Annotated in this window: 18 protein-coding genes and 1 pseudogene; 5 read left to right on the top strand and 14 right to left on the bottom strand. The window is 69.7% G+C overall.

The features are described 5' to 3' along the window. Positions 1-2: 2 nt before the first annotated feature. Positions 3-824 carry a TY-Chap domain-containing protein gene (locus tag JNUCC0626_RS05955; protein WP_394618644.1) on the bottom strand — a complete coding sequence of 274 codons (822 nt, stop codon included), beginning with the start codon at positions 822-824 and terminating at the stop codon, positions 3-5. Further along, entirely contained in the window at positions 821-1,306 is a 486-nt protein-coding gene (locus JNUCC0626_RS05950) for a DUF6301 family protein (protein WP_394618643.1), read from the bottom strand. The genes JNUCC0626_RS05955 and JNUCC0626_RS05950 overlap by 4 nt, the downstream gene beginning before the upstream one ends. Positions 1,307-1,383: 77 nt before the next feature. Here JNUCC0626_RS05950 and JNUCC0626_RS05945 point away from each other — a divergent pair, with 77 nt between their 5' ends. Beyond that, positions 1,384-2,241 (top strand): DUF1963 domain-containing protein, encoded by an 858-nt coding sequence (locus tag JNUCC0626_RS05945; protein WP_394618642.1) that lies wholly within the window; start codon positions 1,384-1,386, stop codon positions 2,239-2,241. A gap of 2 nt (positions 2,242-2,243) precedes the next feature. On the opposite strand, the gene JNUCC0626_RS05940 is transcribed toward JNUCC0626_RS05945, so the two are convergent. From JNUCC0626_RS05940 to JNUCC0626_RS05930, 3 genes are all read right to left on the bottom strand, one after another. After that, complete coding sequence (locus tag JNUCC0626_RS05940; protein ID WP_394618641.1) at positions 2,244-2,387, bottom strand: hypothetical protein; 144 nt, start codon at positions 2,385-2,387, stop codon at positions 2,244-2,246. 129 nt (positions 2,388-2,516) lie between these two features. Beyond that, positions 2,517-2,693, bottom strand: a complete 177-nt coding sequence (locus tag JNUCC0626_RS05935; protein ID WP_394618640.1) for a CsbD family protein — start codon at positions 2,691-2,693, stop codon at positions 2,517-2,519. 98 nt (positions 2,694-2,791) lie between these two features. Then, complete coding sequence (locus JNUCC0626_RS05930) at positions 2,792-4,243, bottom strand: non-reducing end alpha-L-arabinofuranosidase family hydrolase (protein ID WP_394618639.1); 1,452 nt, start codon at positions 4,241-4,243, stop codon at positions 2,792-2,794. Between the two features lie 293 nt (positions 4,244-4,536). On the opposite strand from JNUCC0626_RS05930, the gene JNUCC0626_RS05925 reads away from it, so the two are divergent. From JNUCC0626_RS05925 to JNUCC0626_RS05915, 3 genes are all read left to right on the top strand, one after another. After that, positions 4,537-5,880: an endo-1,4-beta-xylanase gene (locus tag JNUCC0626_RS05925; protein ID WP_394618638.1), complete on the top strand. Its 1,344-nt coding sequence runs from the start codon at positions 4,537-4,539 to the stop codon at positions 5,878-5,880. Positions 5,881-5,960: 80 nt separating this feature from the next. Next, on the top strand, positions 5,961-6,686 hold the full coding sequence (locus tag JNUCC0626_RS05920) for a phosphotransferase enzyme family protein (RefSeq protein ID WP_394618637.1): 726 nt from the start codon (positions 5,961-5,963) through the stop codon (positions 6,684-6,686). A gap of 192 nt (positions 6,687-6,878) precedes the next feature. Next, entirely contained in the window at positions 6,879-7,859 is a 981-nt protein-coding gene (locus JNUCC0626_RS05915; protein ID WP_394618636.1) for a hypothetical protein, read from the top strand. Positions 7,860-7,862: 3 nt separating this feature from the next. On the opposite strand, the gene JNUCC0626_RS05910 is transcribed toward JNUCC0626_RS05915, so the two are convergent. After that, positions 7,863-8,537: a GntR family transcriptional regulator gene (locus JNUCC0626_RS05910; RefSeq protein WP_394618635.1), complete on the bottom strand. Its 675-nt coding sequence runs from the start codon at positions 8,535-8,537 to the stop codon at positions 7,863-7,865. 65 nt (positions 8,538-8,602) lie between these two features. Between JNUCC0626_RS05910 and JNUCC0626_RS05905 the strand changes: the two genes are divergently transcribed. After that, positions 8,603-9,385 carry an alpha/beta fold hydrolase gene (locus JNUCC0626_RS05905; protein WP_394618634.1) on the top strand — a complete coding sequence of 261 codons (783 nt, stop codon included), beginning with the start codon at positions 8,603-8,605 and terminating at the stop codon, positions 9,383-9,385. A 41-nt stretch (positions 9,386-9,426) separates the two neighbouring features. Here JNUCC0626_RS05905 and JNUCC0626_RS05900 read toward each other — a convergent pair. The 8 genes and pseudogenes from JNUCC0626_RS05900 to JNUCC0626_RS05865 form a co-directional block, all read right to left on the bottom strand. Further along, a pseudogene (locus JNUCC0626_RS05900) lies at positions 9,427-9,552 on the bottom strand (hypothetical protein); the annotation flags it as partial. 6 nt (positions 9,553-9,558) lie between these two features. Further along, positions 9,559-10,227, bottom strand: a complete 669-nt coding sequence (locus JNUCC0626_RS05895) for a hypothetical protein (protein ID WP_394618633.1) — start codon at positions 10,225-10,227, stop codon at positions 9,559-9,561. 153 nt (positions 10,228-10,380) lie between these two features. Then, positions 10,381-11,367, bottom strand: coding sequence for an NAD(P)-dependent alcohol dehydrogenase (locus JNUCC0626_RS05890; RefSeq protein WP_394618632.1), 987 nt, complete (start codon positions 11,365-11,367; stop codon positions 10,381-10,383). After that, positions 11,364-12,011, bottom strand: a complete 648-nt coding sequence (locus tag JNUCC0626_RS05885) for a DUF2306 domain-containing protein (protein ID WP_394618631.1) — start codon at positions 12,009-12,011, stop codon at positions 11,364-11,366. Before JNUCC0626_RS05885 ends, JNUCC0626_RS05890 begins: the two co-directional genes overlap by 4 nt. Positions 12,012-12,065: 54 nt before the next feature. After that, positions 12,066-12,764, bottom strand: a complete 699-nt coding sequence (locus tag JNUCC0626_RS05880) for a response regulator (protein WP_394618630.1) — start codon at positions 12,762-12,764, stop codon at positions 12,066-12,068. Further along, positions 12,761-13,885, bottom strand: coding sequence for a sensor histidine kinase (locus JNUCC0626_RS05875; protein WP_394618629.1), 1,125 nt, complete (start codon positions 13,883-13,885; stop codon positions 12,761-12,763). The genes JNUCC0626_RS05880 and JNUCC0626_RS05875 overlap by 4 nt, the downstream gene beginning before the upstream one ends. Positions 13,886-13,908: 23 nt before the next feature. Continuing rightward, positions 13,909-14,775, bottom strand: a complete 867-nt coding sequence (locus JNUCC0626_RS05870; protein ID WP_394618628.1) for a hypothetical protein — start codon at positions 14,773-14,775, stop codon at positions 13,909-13,911. A 49-nt stretch (positions 14,776-14,824) separates the two neighbouring features. Beyond that, positions 14,825-16,477, bottom strand: coding sequence for a choice-of-anchor B family protein (locus JNUCC0626_RS05865; protein ID WP_394618627.1), 1,653 nt, complete (start codon positions 16,475-16,477; stop codon positions 14,825-14,827). Between the last annotated feature and the right edge of the window lie 88 nt (positions 16,478-16,565).

Below are 16,565 nucleotides of genomic sequence, written 5' to 3'. Positions count from 1 at the left end.
CGTCAGCCGAGTCCGAGCGCCGGGAACTCCACCGCCGCAGCCTGTTCACCCATGGGTTGACGCCACGCCCGGTACGTCAGTTCGTCCGGGCTCGTGATCCCGTACGCCTCGTGCAGCGCCGCGGCGCACGCCCGCGCCAGCCGCTGGAACTCGGTCGTGAGCGCGGGGCGGCGCAGCTCCGACGTCCAGTTGGGCTGCGTGACGATCGGCGCGACCCAGTCGAACCGGCGCAGCTGGAACTCGTCCGCGTCCGCCCAGACCTCCGTCCCCGGAGCCTCCGCGTAGAGCCGGTCGGGAGCCCCGGCGAACTGCACGTAGCGCCTGGGTTCGGCCGCCGCGTGGACGATGAGGAACACGCCGTCGGTCACGTCGCGGAACGTGTCCACCAGCCGTTCGGCGAACAAACCCCAGTCGTGCGCCAGTTTCCACGGCATCAGCACCGGCGTGAGCGTGGTGGTGAACTCCAGCTCGGTGTCCTCGAACGGGATCTCCTTCTCCAGCGGCATCCGGTGATCGCGCCGCTCGAAGCCCTCGTCCTGCGCTCTCGGGTCGCCGGTGGTCACCACGTACTCCCCCGCCGTGTTGGTCGACACCTCGACGACCAGGCCGCGGTAGGTGCCGGGGCGCGCGAGGTCGTAGCAGTCCAGCACGTCCTCGTGCGTCAGCTGCCTCGTGAAGGTGCGCCGGCTCTGCTGGACGAACGACTCGTCGACCGCGTGGTCCGCCGTGATCCACCACCTGGCGGGTGGCATGTGCTGCAACCGGTAGGCGACGTCGCGGTACTTCACGAACCGTCCGGGCGGCGGCAGGCGGTCCAGACTCACCGGCGTCCTGCCTTCCGGTCGAGCTCGACGCCCTGCGGCGTTTCGAACCTTCCTCGAAGTCCCTTCAGGGCCAGGGTGAACGAGATCCGCGCGCCGGACGCCGTGTCCCAGACCGCGGAACTCGTCCCCTCGCGATCGCTCAGCGCCGGGGTGCCCCAGCGCGACTCGCCTTCCCGCACGATCAGGGTGTACGCGTCGCCGAGGAAACCGCGCGACTCCCTGGTGACCTCGCGGATCGTGTCCGCGAAGTTGAGCCCGAGGTAGGACAGGTTTCTCCTGGAGCCGATGGTCGACACGTCCGGGATGGTGAAGCCCGACACCGTGTTCATGAGGTACGAGACGCCGTTGTCGATCTCGATCGTCCATCCGAACCACTCGACCGCCCGCTGCTGCACCTGGTCGCGCGTGAGCGGCCACGGCTCGGCGTCCCAGATGTCCATGAGGTCGCATGCCTCGACGGGCGTCATCGCTTTCCAGCTCACCGCTCGATCGTCTCATGTCGACGTTGTTCGATGCCCAGTCAGGGCAACGTTTTCCCGATCTGCCACGATGCGGCGCCATGGATCGCTACGAGCAGTTCCGCCGCGCCGCAACCGATCGGGGCTTCCCCGACGACGAGATCGTCAAGTTCGCCGACCAGCTCCGGTTCGCGGTCTGGGCCGGGATCACCCGCGACGGCGAGCAGGTCATGGGACAGTTCGGCGGGGTGCCGCGGTTACCGGTGGGCGTGGAGTGGCCCAGCAGCGCCAACGGGTCGCCGTTGCCCTTCGTCGCCTCCGTCGACTGCGCGCTCCTCCCGAGAGCGGAAGGACTCGCTCTGCCGGAGGACGGCACGTTGTTGTTCTTCCTCCAGCACGAAGACGACCTGTTCGCCCCTCTCACCGCCGACGAGCCGGAGTTCGCCCGCGTCGTCCACGTTCCGGCAGGCACGGAAACCGCGCCGGCGGCCGGACCGGGCGAGCCCGGCGGTGAGCGGTCGCTCTCGGCTTCGGTCGAGGTGGTGCTGCCGAGGTGGATCGGTGAGGACGACTTCGACAACGGCGTGCTGGAGGACCTGGCCGGCGAGCTGCAGCACGCCGAGGAACTCAGCGAACTGGCCGACGAGCTCTGGCCGGAGCAGGACCGCGGCGCGTGGCTGCGCCTCGGCGGGTACTGCTCGCGGATCGGCGGGCAGGACACCCCGTTCACGCAGCTGACGATGGCAGGCGTCCGCAGCCGGCACGAAGCGGGACTTCCCGATCCGGAGCGGTTCGGCGCGAGCGACGTCGAGGAGTACCGGCTGACCAGGGAATGGGTGCCGCTCGCCCAGTTCTACACGGAGAGCGACTACCACTACGGGTGTTTCCTGATCAGCACGGACGACCTGGCGGCGAAGCGGTTCGAGCGGATGCGCTCGTTCACCATGTTCAGCGAATAGGTTCAGCTGGTGGGCGCTTCCTGGAAGAGGCTGGTGTGGGCCCACTGGACGTCGGGCTGCGTGCCGGGCCTGCCGTCCGCCACGACCAGGTCGGGGTGGCTGAACAGGCCGTCGGTCGGGCCGGCGTGCGGGGTTGCGGCGGGCATCTGCCCGTCACCGTGCTGAGTGCGCAAGTGCTTTCGGCTTTCTGCTGTGTGACTGAACTGCTGTGTGGTTCATGTACGCCTATGAGCGTGCACCATATGGGGGCACGCTCATAGCGGGTTTGGGAGAAGTCAGTCCTTCTTGAAGGCGTCCTTGACCTTCTCCACGCCTTCCTTCAGGTGACCCTTCACCTGGTCGCCCTTGCCTTCCGCCTCCAGGCCCTCGTCGTCGGTCGCGGCGCCGACGCCCTCCTTGACCTTGCCCTTGAGCTGGTCGGCCTTGGCGTCGATCTTGTCGTCGGTGCCCATCTCGTCCTCCGTCGGTGTGCCAGGTCTTGCCACATCGGGGTTCCCGGACGAGCCGAAGATCAATCTTCTGGGGTCGAGAAAGTTTCCGACTGCCTTTCTCAGCGTTGCAACGTCAGCAGACCCGGCCGGTACGGCAGGAGACCGTAATCTCCACCCGAACGAGGGTCGCGTCCCTGGTACAGCAGTTGCAGGTTGCAGGGATCGACGGTCTTGGTCTGGTCGGGGTTGCTGCGGATCAGGTCGCCGTGGCTGATGTCGCCGGTCCAGGTGGCGCCGCTGTTGGCCCGGCCGGCGAACGGGTTGCTCTCGGTGGCCGCCTGCGGTGTCCAGGACCCGGTGAGACTGCTGGAGGTGAACGACCGGAAGTAGCGGCCGTTCGCGCCCATCGCCTCGACGATCATCAGGTACTGGCTCTGGCCCTGGACCTTGTACACCTCGACGCCTTCGAAGAGGTTCGCCGTCGTGTCGCTCATGATCTGCGTCCAGGACGAGCCGAAGCTGCCGGGGAAGTTCCCGATCGGCATGCTCGCGCGGTAGATCTTCCCGTTGTCCCCGGCGAAGAACAGGTACATGGTGGTGCCGTCGCCGATGAGCGTCTGGTCGATCGGGCCCGTGCCGGAGTCGGGGATGCGTCCGGCGAAGAGGGTCTGCGGGGACGACCAGCCGTTCGCGTTGGTGGGGTCGCTCGACGTGCGGTAGCTGAAGGTGGTCGGACCCCACTGGTAGGTGAGCACCCAGATGTTCTTGGGGGCGAAGTAGAACAGCGTCGGGGCGACAGCGCCGGCGCTCATCGCGTTCTGGCTCGCCGAGCCCATGTCCGACCAGTTCGTGAACGTGCCGAAGTTCATCGAACCCCAGGTCGTGCCGGTGTCGTGGGTGGTCGCGTAGACGAGGTGCCTGCCGTTGTGGACGACGTGCGTGAAGTCCTTGAGCGACACCCATCCCTGGCGCGGCTGGGCCAGCGGGCCGGTCGACGACCAGCGGTAGGTCGACGGGAGCTGACAGCTCGTACCGCCACCTACCCGGACGAGCTGCCACTGCTGGTTCGCGCCGTTCCAGTCGGCGTACTGGACGACGCTGCCACCGTCCGCCGTCGACGCACCCTGGACCTCGACGGCCTTGCCGCTGTTGCGGTTGATCAGGCGCACGAAACCGCTGTCGGAGTCGGCGACGCGGAACTGCTGGTTCGTGCCGTTGCCGTCGGCCCACTGCACGATCGCGCCGCCGTCCGCCGTCGAGAAGTTGTGCACGTCGAGCACCTTGCCGGACAGCCGGGACTTCAGCCGGTAGTAGCCGCCGCCGGAGTCGACGAACTGCCACTGCTGCTGACTTCCGTCGTTGCGGGCCCACTGGACGATGCGCGCTCCGTCGTTCGTGGCGAGGTTGTAGACGTCCAGTGCCCTGCCGCTGTTGCGGTTCACCAGCACGTACCAGGCACTTGTGTCGACGGTCGCGGCGGAAACCGTTGTGGCGCCGACGAAGAGCGAGCCGAGCAGGACGGCGACTGCGGCCAGGACACGGGCAGCGGAAAGACTGCCTGATGCGGCCATGGGGTGCTCCACTTCGCAGAGGCGACGAGGATTCGCCCACACTGTGGAGGAACGTGCCCAACGCGGTCAAGGAACCGTCGAACGCGTTCGACAAGCGCGCACACGCACTTCGCGCTCCACAGTGGACATTGGCCGCATCCGTTGTGCCGCAGCACGTTTCGAAACGTTGATAACGCGCACAACTTCTGCCAATACTGTTCGCGCCAGGACACAGCGACCCGTGGACAAGGCGCAGCCCCGGGTTGATCCGTCCGACCCGTGACTTCCGCGGGTCCTCATCAGAAAGCGCCACGATGTCCCTGACAGCGAAGTCAGCAGCACGAGCCGCGCTCGTGTCCGCCCTCGTCGCCGCGGCCGCCGGAGCCGCGATCATCGGAGCGTCCCCCGCCAGCGGCGCGGCCTCCACGCTCGGCGCGGCCGCGCAGCAGAGCGGCCGGTACTTCGGCACCGCGGTCGCCGCGAACAAACTCGGCGACGGCACCTATGTCGGCATCCTGAACCGCGAGTTCGACATGGTCACGGCCGAGAACGAGATGAAGATGGACGCGACCGAGCCGAACCAGGGCCAGTTCAGCTACAGCAACGCGGACCGCATCGTGAACCAGGCCCGTGGCCAGGGCAAGCGGGTGCGTGGTCACGCTCTCGCGTGGCACTCGCAACAGCCCGGCTGGATGCAGAACATGTCCGGCTCGTCGCTGCGCAGCGCGATGCTCAACCACGTCACCCAGGTCGCGAGCTACTACCGCGGCAAGATCTACGCGTGGGACGTGGTGAACGAGGCGTTCGCCGACGGCAGCAGCGGCGGCCGTCGCGACTCCAACCTCCAGCGCACCGGCAACGACTGGATCGAGGCCGCGTTCCGGGCCGCACGGTCCGCCGACCCGAACGCCAAGCTCTGCTACAACGACTACAACACCGACAACTGGTCGCACGCCAAGACCCAGGGCGTCTACCGGATGGTGCAGGACTTCAAGTCGCGCGGCGTCCCGATCGACTGCGTCGGCTTCCAGGCCCACTTCAACAGCGGCAACCCCGTCCCGTCCAACTACCACACGACGTTGCAGAACTTCGCGAACCTCGGCGTCGACGTGCAGATCACCGAACTCGACATCGAGGGCTCCGGCAGCTCGCAGGCCCAGCAGTACCAGGGCGTCACCCAGGCCTGCCTGGCCGTGTCGCGCTGCACCGGCATCACCGTGTGGGGCATCCGCGACAGCGACTCGTGGCGCGCTTCCGGTACTCCCCTGCTGTTCGACGGCAACGGCAACAAGAAGGCCGCCTACACCTCGGTGCTGAACGTCCTCAACACCGGCACCGGCGGCACCACTCCGCCCACCACCACGACGACCACGTCCGGCAACCCCGGCGGCGGGGGCTGCACCGCGACGTACTCCGAGGGCGAGAAGTGGAGTGACCGCTTCAACGGCAACGTCACCGTGACGGGCACCGGCAACTGGATCGTCACCGTCACGGTGAGCTCGCCGCAGCGGATCATCGCCACCTGGAACACCAGTGCGAGCTGGGACTCCGCGAACGTGATGACCGCACGCCCCAACGGCAGCGGCAACACGTTCGGCTTCACCGTCCAGCACGGCGGCAACTGGACCTGGCCGAGTCTGAGCTGCCGGGTCGCCTGACCTGACAGCGGCTCACGGTGGCCGCCTCACATCGGCGTGAGGCGGCCACGGGGCAGCCCACATCTCGTAGGGTCTGGCGAATGGGGTGGGAATCGCTCGAAGAGTGGGGCGCAGTGCGTCTGGAACCGCTCACCGGCGGCGTGGCCAACGACGTGTGGAGCGTGCTCGTCAACGGCCAGCGCGCGGTAGGCCGTCTCGGCACCAGGAGCGACGCCGACCTCGCCTGGGAGACCGGTCTCCTCCAGCACCTCGACCACCACGGCCTGACCGTGCCCGTCCCGATCCCCACCACCGACGGCCGGCTGTTCGCCGACGGCCTGGTCGTCATGACCTACGTCGAAGGCACCCCACCGGAAACCCAGGCCGACTGGCGCCGCGTGGCTGACACGCTCCGCACCCTGCACCGCCTGACCGGCGACTGGCCGCAACGCCCTGGCTGGCGTTCGTCGACCGACCTCCTGCACACCACCAGCGGCACGAAGGTCGACCTGGACGCGATGCCCGCCGAGGCCGTCGCCCGGTGCCGTGCCGCGTGGGCCCGCCTGGCCGGACGGCCCACCTGCGTCCTGCACGGCGACCTCAACCCCGGCAACGTGCGGCTGACCGCGTCCCGCGTCGGGCTGATCGACTGGGACGAGGCGCACGTCGACGTTCCCGACTTCGACCTGGCGCTGCCGGGCAACGCGGCCGGCCTCGACGACCTCACCTACGACGTCGCCAGTCAGGCGTCGGCGGCGTGGGAGGCCGCGGTGTGCTGGGACGACGACTACTCGGCCAAGCGGCTGGCCGAGGTCAGGCCGCTCTGAGCAACCACGCCCGGTACTTCGTTGCGGGCCGTCTCGCCTTGCCTGCATAGTGTTCCCAGGAGAACGGGGGCTCCGCTGGGGGACACCTTCGCGTCATCTCGCGTGTCGGCACACCTTCACCCATCCGTCCACTGTGGACAACGCGGCGACCCCTTCTCCCGTCTGACGCACAACACTGGGGAGACAAGCCATATGCGCAAAGCACCTCTGCTGGTCACCATCGCCGCCGTCGTCACCGGCCTGCTCACGCCCGCCGCGTCGGCCGCCGCCGACTGCACCTGGCAGATCCGGCCGTTGCCGGTCGAGGACGGCATGGACTGGAGCAATCTGCGGATCACCGGCGTGGACGCCCAGGGCAACGCGTCCGGGTTCCACACCACCCGGGGCAAGCTCGACCACGCGCTGACCCGATGGACGGCCGACCGGGTCGAGGTGCTGCCGAAACCGAAGGGGGCGACCGCGTTCGTCACCATCGCCGGCAACGCCTCGGGCGTGGTCATCGGCCGGGTGGAGCTCGACGACGGCACCGAGGCGTTCATGACGCACACGCCCGGAGTCGGGTACCAGGAGCTGCCGGTCCCTGCCGGGTACGACCCCGAATTGATCACCCTGACCGACATCAACGACCGGGGTGACGTGCTCGCCAAGTGGTGGGGCACCCGCACGTTGCCGCAGGCCGGGTTGCTGTGGCCGGGCGATGGTGGCGCGCCGGTCGTCATCACCGTGCCCGACGTGCAGTGGCCTGATCCGGTGGCGATTCGCAACGACCGCACGATCTTGTTCGGCTCGGGGGACGGCGTGTGGTTGTGGCGCGACGGGGTGGCCACCTCGTTGGGCGACTGGGGATACACGGCGCACCTGCGGGACATCACACGGGACGGCGTGGTCGCCTCCCGCGAGTACGAACAGCCGCGCACCTCGTCGCTGTGGCGCGAGTCGACCGGGGTGATGGAGAAGATCGACGGCGTGCTCGAGGAGGTCAACGAGGACGGGATCGCGGTCGGTTACCTCGACGACGGCAACTACACCTACGCGGTGTGGCGCGGGGCCACGTTCGACTCGTTGCTTCCGTCCTCGCCCGGTGCGTCCGACGCGCGGGCAGACGTGGTCGGGGCGAGCGGCGTGATCGGCGGGTTCTCCGGCACGAAGCCGGTGGTGTGGACCTGCCGGTGATGGTCAGCGGCCGAGCAGGCGCCTGCTCTCCTCCGCGCGGTGCAGTGCGGTGAGCAGCGCGGCTCGGCCCGCGTGGTCGATGTCGTAGGTCAGCGCGTCGGTCGCGGTGTCGCCGCCCTGCTGCAGTTGGCCGGCCAGCGCGCGGTGGACCGCGGCCAGGCCCGCGGCGTCGAAGTCGGGGCGGACGAACGTGAGCAGCAGGCGCACCTCGTCCTCGCAGCGGCGGTAGCTGTCGAGCAGGTGCCGGTTGCCGGCCGCCGCGACGATCGCCCGGTGGAACGCGCTGTGCACGCGCGTCAGCTCACGCCACGTCGGCGCCGGCGTGCGCGTGGCCAGCGCTTCGAGGTGGTCGACCTCGGCCAGCACCGGGCCGAGGTCGGCTCCGGCGGCGAGCGCCATCCGCAGCGCGCCCAGTTCGAGCACCTTGCGGTAGTCGAAGATCTCGTCGATGCGGGCCTGGCTGAGCGGCGCGACGACCGCTCCCCGGTGCCGCTCGTGCACCAGCAGGCCGCGGTCGACGAGCAGCCGCAACGCCGAGCGGACCGTGTGCCTGCCCACCCCGAACCGCGCGACCAGCTCCTCCTCGCGGAAGCGGGTGCCGACCGGGTGCACGCCGTCGAGCAACTCCCCTCGCACGGCCGCGGCGATCCGCTCGGGAGCAGCGATCACGGTGTCCACGCCGCAGATTGTGTCACAATCAAAGAGAAGTTGTTGCACAATCGACCGCGCCACAGGGGGCCACCATGTCCGACGACGTCCGCGTGCACGGCGAGTCCGGGCCCCCGGTGCTGCTCCTGCCCGGTGGCGCCGAGTCATGCGACGGCTTCTTCCCCGGACTGCGGGAGGGGCTCCAAGACCGCGCACGGGTGATCGAGCACGACCGGCCGGGCACCGGCACGGCCGCGACGAACGGCGAGCTGAAGGGCGCCACCGCCGCGCTCAGCTCGGTGATCGACGCACTGGGCCTCGGCCCGGTCGTCGTGGTCGGGCAGAGCCTCGGCGGCGCGGTCGGCGCGTTGCTCGCCCGCGACCACCCCGAGCAGGTCGCGGGCCTGGTGCTGCTCGACCCGACGCCGATCAACGAGCCCCGCTCGTGCACCACGATCGAACGCATGATGGTCGTGCTCGGCAAGGCCGCCACCATCCCCGGTCTGCGGGGTCCGGTGGCCGCGTCGTTCCGCAAGGCCGCGCTGCGGTCCGCCCAGGGCCTCCGTCCCGACTGCGCCGCTGCGGCCGAACGCACCGCGAACCTCGACATCCCGCAGCTGGCCCGCGCGGTCCGCGGCCTGCGCACCCTGTCGACCGGTTTCCGGGAGGCAGACCTCCCCCAGCGCCCCACCGTCGTCGTCACGGCCGAACGCAAGCTGGACCACCCGGTCCGCCGCGCGCACGAACGGCTCGCGGCAGCCTTCGGCGGCGAGATCCGGAGCTGGCCCGGCGCGACGCACAGCGTCCACCTCGACCACCCGGACGAGGTCCTGGCCACCGTCCGGGAACTGGTCGAGCGGATCGCCGCGAAGAACTGACCCCGAACTGAAGGATCAGCCCCGGCTCAGGCCGGCACGACCCGCGTACCGAGCCTCTCGTTCGTGCCGGTGGACGCGCCGGACGGCACGGCCGCCCAGCCCAGCGAGCCGTCTTCGAGCTGAACGTTGACCTCGACCGTCGGGTTACCGCATGCCACCGCGGGAATGCGGGCTCAGCAGGTGACGTTGACCGTCGCGCTCTGCTGGAACGACACGTGCACGTGGTCCATGTGGTTGGCCGTGGGGCTGCCGCGGTCCTCCATGGGCGTGAAGCCGCTGCCGTCGTTGTAGCGCTGGCGCCAGATCACGTAGGTCACGCCGAACGCCTTGCGGTTGGCCAGCACGTAGTCGGCCAGCTGGTTGCCGGTGTTCGTGTCCACCATGAAGTCCAGCGCCAGACCGATCGGGTGCTCGCCGCCACCGGCGCGGCCTTCGGCACCACCGATGTCCTTGACGCCGAACTTGCCCTTGATGTGGTGACCGACCTGCGCCACGTGCGGCTTGGTGCCTTCCAGCGTGGTCGGGCAGGGCGGTGGTGGTGGAGGCGGCGGGGGCGGGGGTGGCGTGGTCGTCGTCGTGGTCACCGGCGGCGGCGTGGTGGTCACCGGCGCTGAGGACGAGGACGACGGCACGGAGCTCGAGGCCGCGAGAGACGGCACGTCCTGGCTCGAGGCGGTGGTCGGGGCGCCCAGCTGGGCGGCCGCACCGGTCGGATCGACCGTCTGGTCGGAGCTGCGAACCACCCAGAAAGTCGCGACTAGGCCCACCGTGAGGGTGGCGGCGACCGCGATGGGCAGCACCTTCTTGTTCGGTTCCTGCTTCGTTCTATGTCGGCCCGGCATTCGGGGAACAACTTCCGTCGGGGACAGGGCATGGTCACGCGGCCCGCCACATTACGAAATGAACACGAGGGAGTCACAGCCGAGTGTTCTTACTCACATCCCTGCTGGTGAGCGCGCTGCCACGGAACGTGACCGCCTCACGATCTACCCAGGTCACAGCGCGATAACGACCTTCCCGCGCGCGCGACCAGTTTCGACGAATCGGACGGCTTCGGGTGCCTCGGCGAGGCTGTAGGTGCGGTCGACGACCGGGGTGATGGCGCCCGACTCGGCCAACTGCCGCAGTGCGGTGAGGTACTCGCGGCCGGCCGCCGTGGCGAGCACGAGGACTCGGTCCCGGACGAACGGCGCGCGCAGCTTCGCGCCCAGCATCAGGCTCATCGGGCCGAGGAGGCTGCCGCCGTCGAACACTCCCCCGCCGGACAGCACGATCGTGCCGCCGGGGGTGAGCGCGCGGCGCAGGGCGGTCAGGGAGTGGTTGCCGACCAGGTCGAGGACCAGGTCGTGGCGGTGGCCGGTGGTGGTGAAGTCGGTGGCGGTGTAGTCGATGACGTGGTCGGCGCCCAGCGATCGCACCAGGTCGGCGTTCCGGGTGCTGCACACGGCCGTCACGGTGGCGCCCAGAGACTGGGCGATCTGGACGGCGAACGTGCCGACGCCGCCGGACGCGCCGTTGATCAGGACGTGCTGGCCCTGCTGGAGGTGTCCGGTGTCGCGCAGGCCTTTCAACGCGGTCTGGCCGGCCAGCGGAAGGGCCGCGGCCTGGGCGAAGGTCAGGGTGGACGGCTTGGTCTCCACCAGGTCCTCCGGCACCGAGACGCACTCGGCGAACGCGCCGTCGGCCGTGCCCAGGTCGCCGAACACCTCGTCGCCCGGCCGGAAGCGGCGCACGTCCCGGCCGACCGCCTCGACGGTGCCGGCGAAGTCGCGGCCGCGGATCCTCGCTTGGGGGCGCGCCACCCCGATGCCGGTGAGCCTGGCCAGGTAGGGGTCGCCGCGCATGACGTGCCAGTCGTAGGCGTTGACGGACGCCGCGTGCACGCGCACGAGGAGTTCGGTGCCTGAGGCGGTCGGGGATTCGACGTCGCGGAGTTCCAGCGCGTCCGGTGAGCCGTACCGGTTCTGCACGATCGCCTTCATCGGGTCGCTCCCTGAGTCAGCCGGGTGGACGCGGGGCGGCGGATGATCCACTCCGCGGCGGCGAGGTTGAGCACCCAGGCGGCGAGCATCAGCACCGCCTTGGTGAACTGGTCGAGCGGTCCGGTGGCGGCGATCCACGAGCCGAGCAGCACCGCCTGCGTGCCGGCGCCGAGGCCGATCGCGAACGCCCTGACCATCCAGGCGCGGTGGGTGCGGACGTCGCGGCGGCAGATCGCGAGGAACCCCAGCACGAGGAACACCGCCCAGGCCGTGCCGAACACCAGCCGGATGCCGGTGAGCAACGGGCCCACGTCGGCGGGTTTCGGGTAGAAGACCGTCATCCACAGGCCGGACAACGCACCCACAAGTCCACAAAGGACCAAGATGCGACCTGACTGCCGGTGCCAGGACGGTCTGCGGCGGCGAAATCCCGGCGCGAACTGGAAGGCGCCGAGGAGGCTGTAGACGGTGACCGTGACGGCGTGCAGCACGACCGGCACGGGCGAGGCGAAGAACCGCGCGTTGTCCGGCGTGATCTCCGCGCCGCCGCCGAGTTCGGCCAGCCGCAGCGCGCCGCCCAGCACCGGGACGACGCTGAACAGGATGATCGCGGCCGGGATGAGCTTGTCGGACCTGGATTTCATGCCACCGATCGTGGCGGCCTGGGTGGGGTCAACTCATCGGTACAAGGGCCGCGATCATCTTGGCCGTTGGTCGGGTCCGGTCGTCGTACTTTCGGCTGAGCGACGGACCCGCCTGGTCTCGTAGGCCCAGATGGCGACCTCGACGCGGTTGCGCGCCCCGATCTTCGTCATCAGGCTCGTGAGGTGGGACTTCACCGTGCTGAGCGTGATGTGGAGGTCCCCGGCCACCTCGTTGTTGGTGCGGCCGCTCGCGACGGCGGCGAGGACCTGCTCCTCCCGGTCGGTGAGCGGGTCGAGCGGCTGCACGGCGGGGCCTGCCGGGCCGGTGTCGGCGAACGCGTCCAGCAGCCGGGCGGTGACGCTCGGCGCGATCAGGGCGTCGCCGGCGGCCGCGGCGTGCACGGCCTGGGCGAGCAGCGCTGGGCCCGCGTCCTTGAGCAGGAACCCCTTGGCACCCGCCCGCAACGCCGCGTAGACGTACTCGTCGAGGTCGAACGTGGTGATCACGACGACCGCGAGCGGCTCGGCCACGCCGGGTCCGGCGAGCAGCCGGGTGGCCTCGATGCCGTCGACCCCGGGCATCCTGATGTCGAACAGGCACACGTCCGGCCGCAGCCTGCGCGCGAGTTCCACGGCCTGCCTGCCGTCGGCCGCCTCGCCGACGACCTCGATGCCGGGCTGGACGTCGAGGATCATCGACAGGCCGGTGCGGACGATCTCCTGGTCGTCGGCGACGATCACGCGGACGCTCATCGCGCCGCTCCCAGCGGCAGCACAGCCGTCACCGTCCAGCCGCTCGCGTCCGGGCCCGCTTCACAGGTGCCTCCGAGCAACGTCGCGCGCTCCTTCATGCCGATGAGCCCATGTCCTTGTGCGGCAGGGGTTTTGCCGGTCTCGCCGTCGTCGCTGACCCGCAGCCGCACCGCCGTCTCGCCGACGGTCACCCGCACCTCGATGCGGGTGGCGTGCCGGGCGTGCCTGCGGGCGTTGGTGACGGACTCCTGGGTGAGCCGGTAGATGGCCGTGCCCACCGACTTCGGCAGTGCGTCGACGGCTCCGTCGATCCGCACGTCCACCTCCGGACCTGGCCTGCCCGCGCTCGCGAGCAACGCGACGTCGGAGACCGTGGGGTTGGGCGCGAGGTCCGCGGAGTCGTTGTCCCGCAACGCCCGCACCATCGTGCGCATCTCGGCGAGCGCCCGCGAGGCCTCCGCCTCGATCAGCGCGAGCGCCTCGGTGGCGGCCTCCGGCCGGTGCGGTGCCGTCGCCAGCCCGGCCTGCGCGCGGATCGCCATCGCCGACACGTGGTGCGCCACCGTGTCGTGCAGGTCGCGCGCCAGCCGTTCCCGTTCGAGCAGCTTGACCTGGTCGAGTTCGCGTGCCCGCGCCCTCCCCCGGTATCGGACAGCGGCCCCGAGCGCGCAGGCCGTCCCGAGCACGGCGCAGCCCGCCACCACGTCGCCGGGGCTGATGTAGCCGAGCACCGCGGACAGCCCGACCTTGCCGAGCATCACCGCCAGCCCGGCGACCCACTCGCGTCCTGAGCCCCAGCGGAAGAGCGCGAACGGGAAGAGCACCATGAACACCAGCACGGTCAGGTCGGACTCGCTGCCGAACACCAGCGACGCCACCGCGCCGATCCCGAACGCGCCCGCGACCGCGAGCAACGGCCTGCTGCGGCGCACCAGCAGCAACGGCAGCAGCACCAGGGCGAGCACGAGCGAGCCGATCCGCCAGCTCAGCTCCGGGCGCAGCACCGTCTCGAGCACGGCGACCACCGCCAGGACGGCGACCAGCGCCCAGTCCCACCACGACCGAGCCGCCGCGCGGGCCGGGCGCGGCTCGTCCCACACCGACCGCAGAAGGGCGAACACCCGGCAATCGTACGAGAACCCGGTCACTCCACCGCGACGGTGAGCGCGGCGGTGTGCAGCCGCCCGCCGTGCGAGAACTCCAGGAACAACCGGTACTCGCCGCGTTCGGCGAACACCGAGCGGAACGTGAGTTCGCCGTCGATCAGCGGCGCTCCCGCCGGTTCCACCGGGTGCAGGTGGGTGGCGGAGAGCAGCATCGTGTGGAACCCGGTCATGTGCCCGTTGGAGCCCAGGTGCGGTTCGAGCTTCTCCACCGGCTTGCCGTCCGGGGCGCGGATCGCGAGCCTGATCGAGCGTTCGGCGAGCAACGGCAGCGCGGCGGGCTGGTCGACGCGCGTGACGGTGTAGCCGGTCTCGGTGACGGTGCGCGCGTCCGGCGCCGGCACGGGCACCAGCTCGGTGTCTCCGGCGAGACTGAACGGAACGCCGAGCACCACCGGGTGCAGCGGGTCTTTGGTGTCGAGGGGGACGAACTCGGCGAACATCCGGTAGGCGCCGCCGTCGGGGAGGTCGACGGCCGTGTGCCAGGTGTCGCCCTCCAGCACCGGGTGGACGTGCCGGAACACGTGCATGTCGTCGCGCACGACGAAGAAGTGCATCTGCTTGGTCTGGTTGTCGAGGAAACGGGTGACCGGCTTGGCGTCGCGACCGAGGATCCGGAACGCGATCGGCACGGACGTCCCGCGCTCGGCGGGCACGACGACGCGTTCGATCCGGTAGTCACCCTCCACTTCGGACAGCCCGTCGCTGTGCGAGGCGGGGACGACCGCGCCCATGTTCTGGTGTTGCATCGGTGGCGCGCTGGTGCCGAACAGCATGACGCCGCCCGCGACCACGATGACGACGGCGACGAGGGCGAAGATCCAGTCGGTGACGCTCAGTCTGCGCATGATCGGCTCCTGGGCGGGGTGCCCCGGTGAAGGGGCACCCCGGGGTGGGTCAGAACTGGAGGCTCCACGAGTCGACGTAACCGGTGTCGGCCCTGGCGACGTCCTGGACCTTGAGCTGCCAGGTGCCGTCCGCCGTCCTCGCCGAGGCGTCGACGGTGTACGTGGTGATCACGTTGTCCGCCGAGTCGTTGCCGGACCCCTTGAGCCGGAACGTCGTGCCGTCCGGGGCGACGAGGTCGATCACCAGGTCACCGCGGTAGCTGTGCTTGATGTCGACGTTCACCTTCAACGCCGACGGCGCCTTCCCGCTGACCCCCGACACCGCGACCGGGGACGTGACGGCCGCACCGGCGTCCGGGATCTGCACGTCGGCGGTGTTCTCGAACTTCTTGCCGGCGGGCGGCGGTTCGGTGGTGCCGAGGTTCGGCCTGACGACGACCAGGCCCTGCTCGATGCCGTTGACCAGCACGATGCCGCTCGAGAAGTACGGGTAGTTGCTCCACGCGCCGTTGAACTTGGCCTCGTCGGCCGCCGGGTAGATGTCGAAGAACCCGGCCTCGGTGAGCTGCGCGTTCGCCACGCCGCTGACGTCGAGAACGCGCAGGCCCGCCTGGTAGTTGGCCTGGTAGGAGTACTTGCCCTTGATGTACTGGTTGTGGTCGATCGCGCTCGCGGGCGAGTTGTAGACGCCCGTGTGCACCGGGTTCGCGAGGCTGGCGAGGTCCCAGATGTAGGTCTTGGTGCGCTTGTCGGTGCCGCGCGACTCGTCGAGTTCGTCGTCGAGCAGGAAGTAGCGCTGGTCCTCGGTCAGCCAGCCCTGGTGCGAGTACTGGGCGCCGGAGTAGCCCTTGCGCGCGATCTGCACGGGGTTGGCCTTGTCGGTCACGTCGACGATCGTCAGCGTGTCCTCGTTGGAGTTGAAGCAGATCTCCCGGCCCCGATAGGTGGCATCCGGACCGCGGTAGACGACGCACTGGTTGTCGTGCGTGTAGCCGTCCTGCGAGACGCACCCGGCGTTCTTCGGCTGCTTCGGCGTGCGGATGTCCACCATGTGCGGGCCGCCGCTGCACGTGTTGGAGCCGATCGCGTACGCGTACCCGGTCTCCTCGTTGATGGCGATGTTGTGCGCCGGGCCGAACTCCTTGTACAGGGTGTCGGCGGTGAACGTCTGCGGCGAGGTGATCGTGCGCAGCCGGGTCAGGTCGAACACCTGCATCCCGTGACCGGTGATGAAGTCCGCGACGATGAACGCGTGGTCCTTGTAGACCTTCATGTCGCGCCACGAGCTGCTGCCGCCGTTGGACGGCAGGTTGCCCAGGTACTTCGGCGCGGTGGGCGTGCTGACGTCGACGAACGCGGTGCCGTTGGTGCGGCCGACGATCGCGTACTCCTTGCCGGAGGACGGATCGGTCCAGCCCCAGATGTCGTTGCCGTTGCCGCCGCCGATCTGGGCCAGCGGCAGGACGCTGAGCAGGTCGACGTTCTTGCAGGGGTAGATGTCGGCCTTGCCGTTGACGCACGGCACTCCGGCCGCGGTGTTCGTGACGGCGTGCCGTTCGGCGGGCTGGAAGTCGGCCATGAACGTTCTGGCCGCCGCCTGTCCCTCGGGGGTGTCGGGGTCGTGCGCCGAGGCGCCCGACATCGTGAGGGCGATCGCCGATGCCGTGAGCACCGCGAGCGCCCCCAGGCGCAGGGTTTTCATGAAGTTGGGCTCCTCACGGAAATCCCGGCCGCTCAGGACGCGGTCGGGTGCAGGGTTTCCGATCAGTCACCGACGGTAGAGCCCCAGT

The sequence above is a fragment of the Lentzea sp. JNUCC 0626 genome, assembly GCF_043632865.1.
Taxonomy (GTDB): Bacteria; Actinomycetota; Actinomycetes; order Mycobacteriales; family Pseudonocardiaceae; genus Lentzea.
This window is presented reverse-complemented; position numbering and strand designations above follow the sequence as displayed.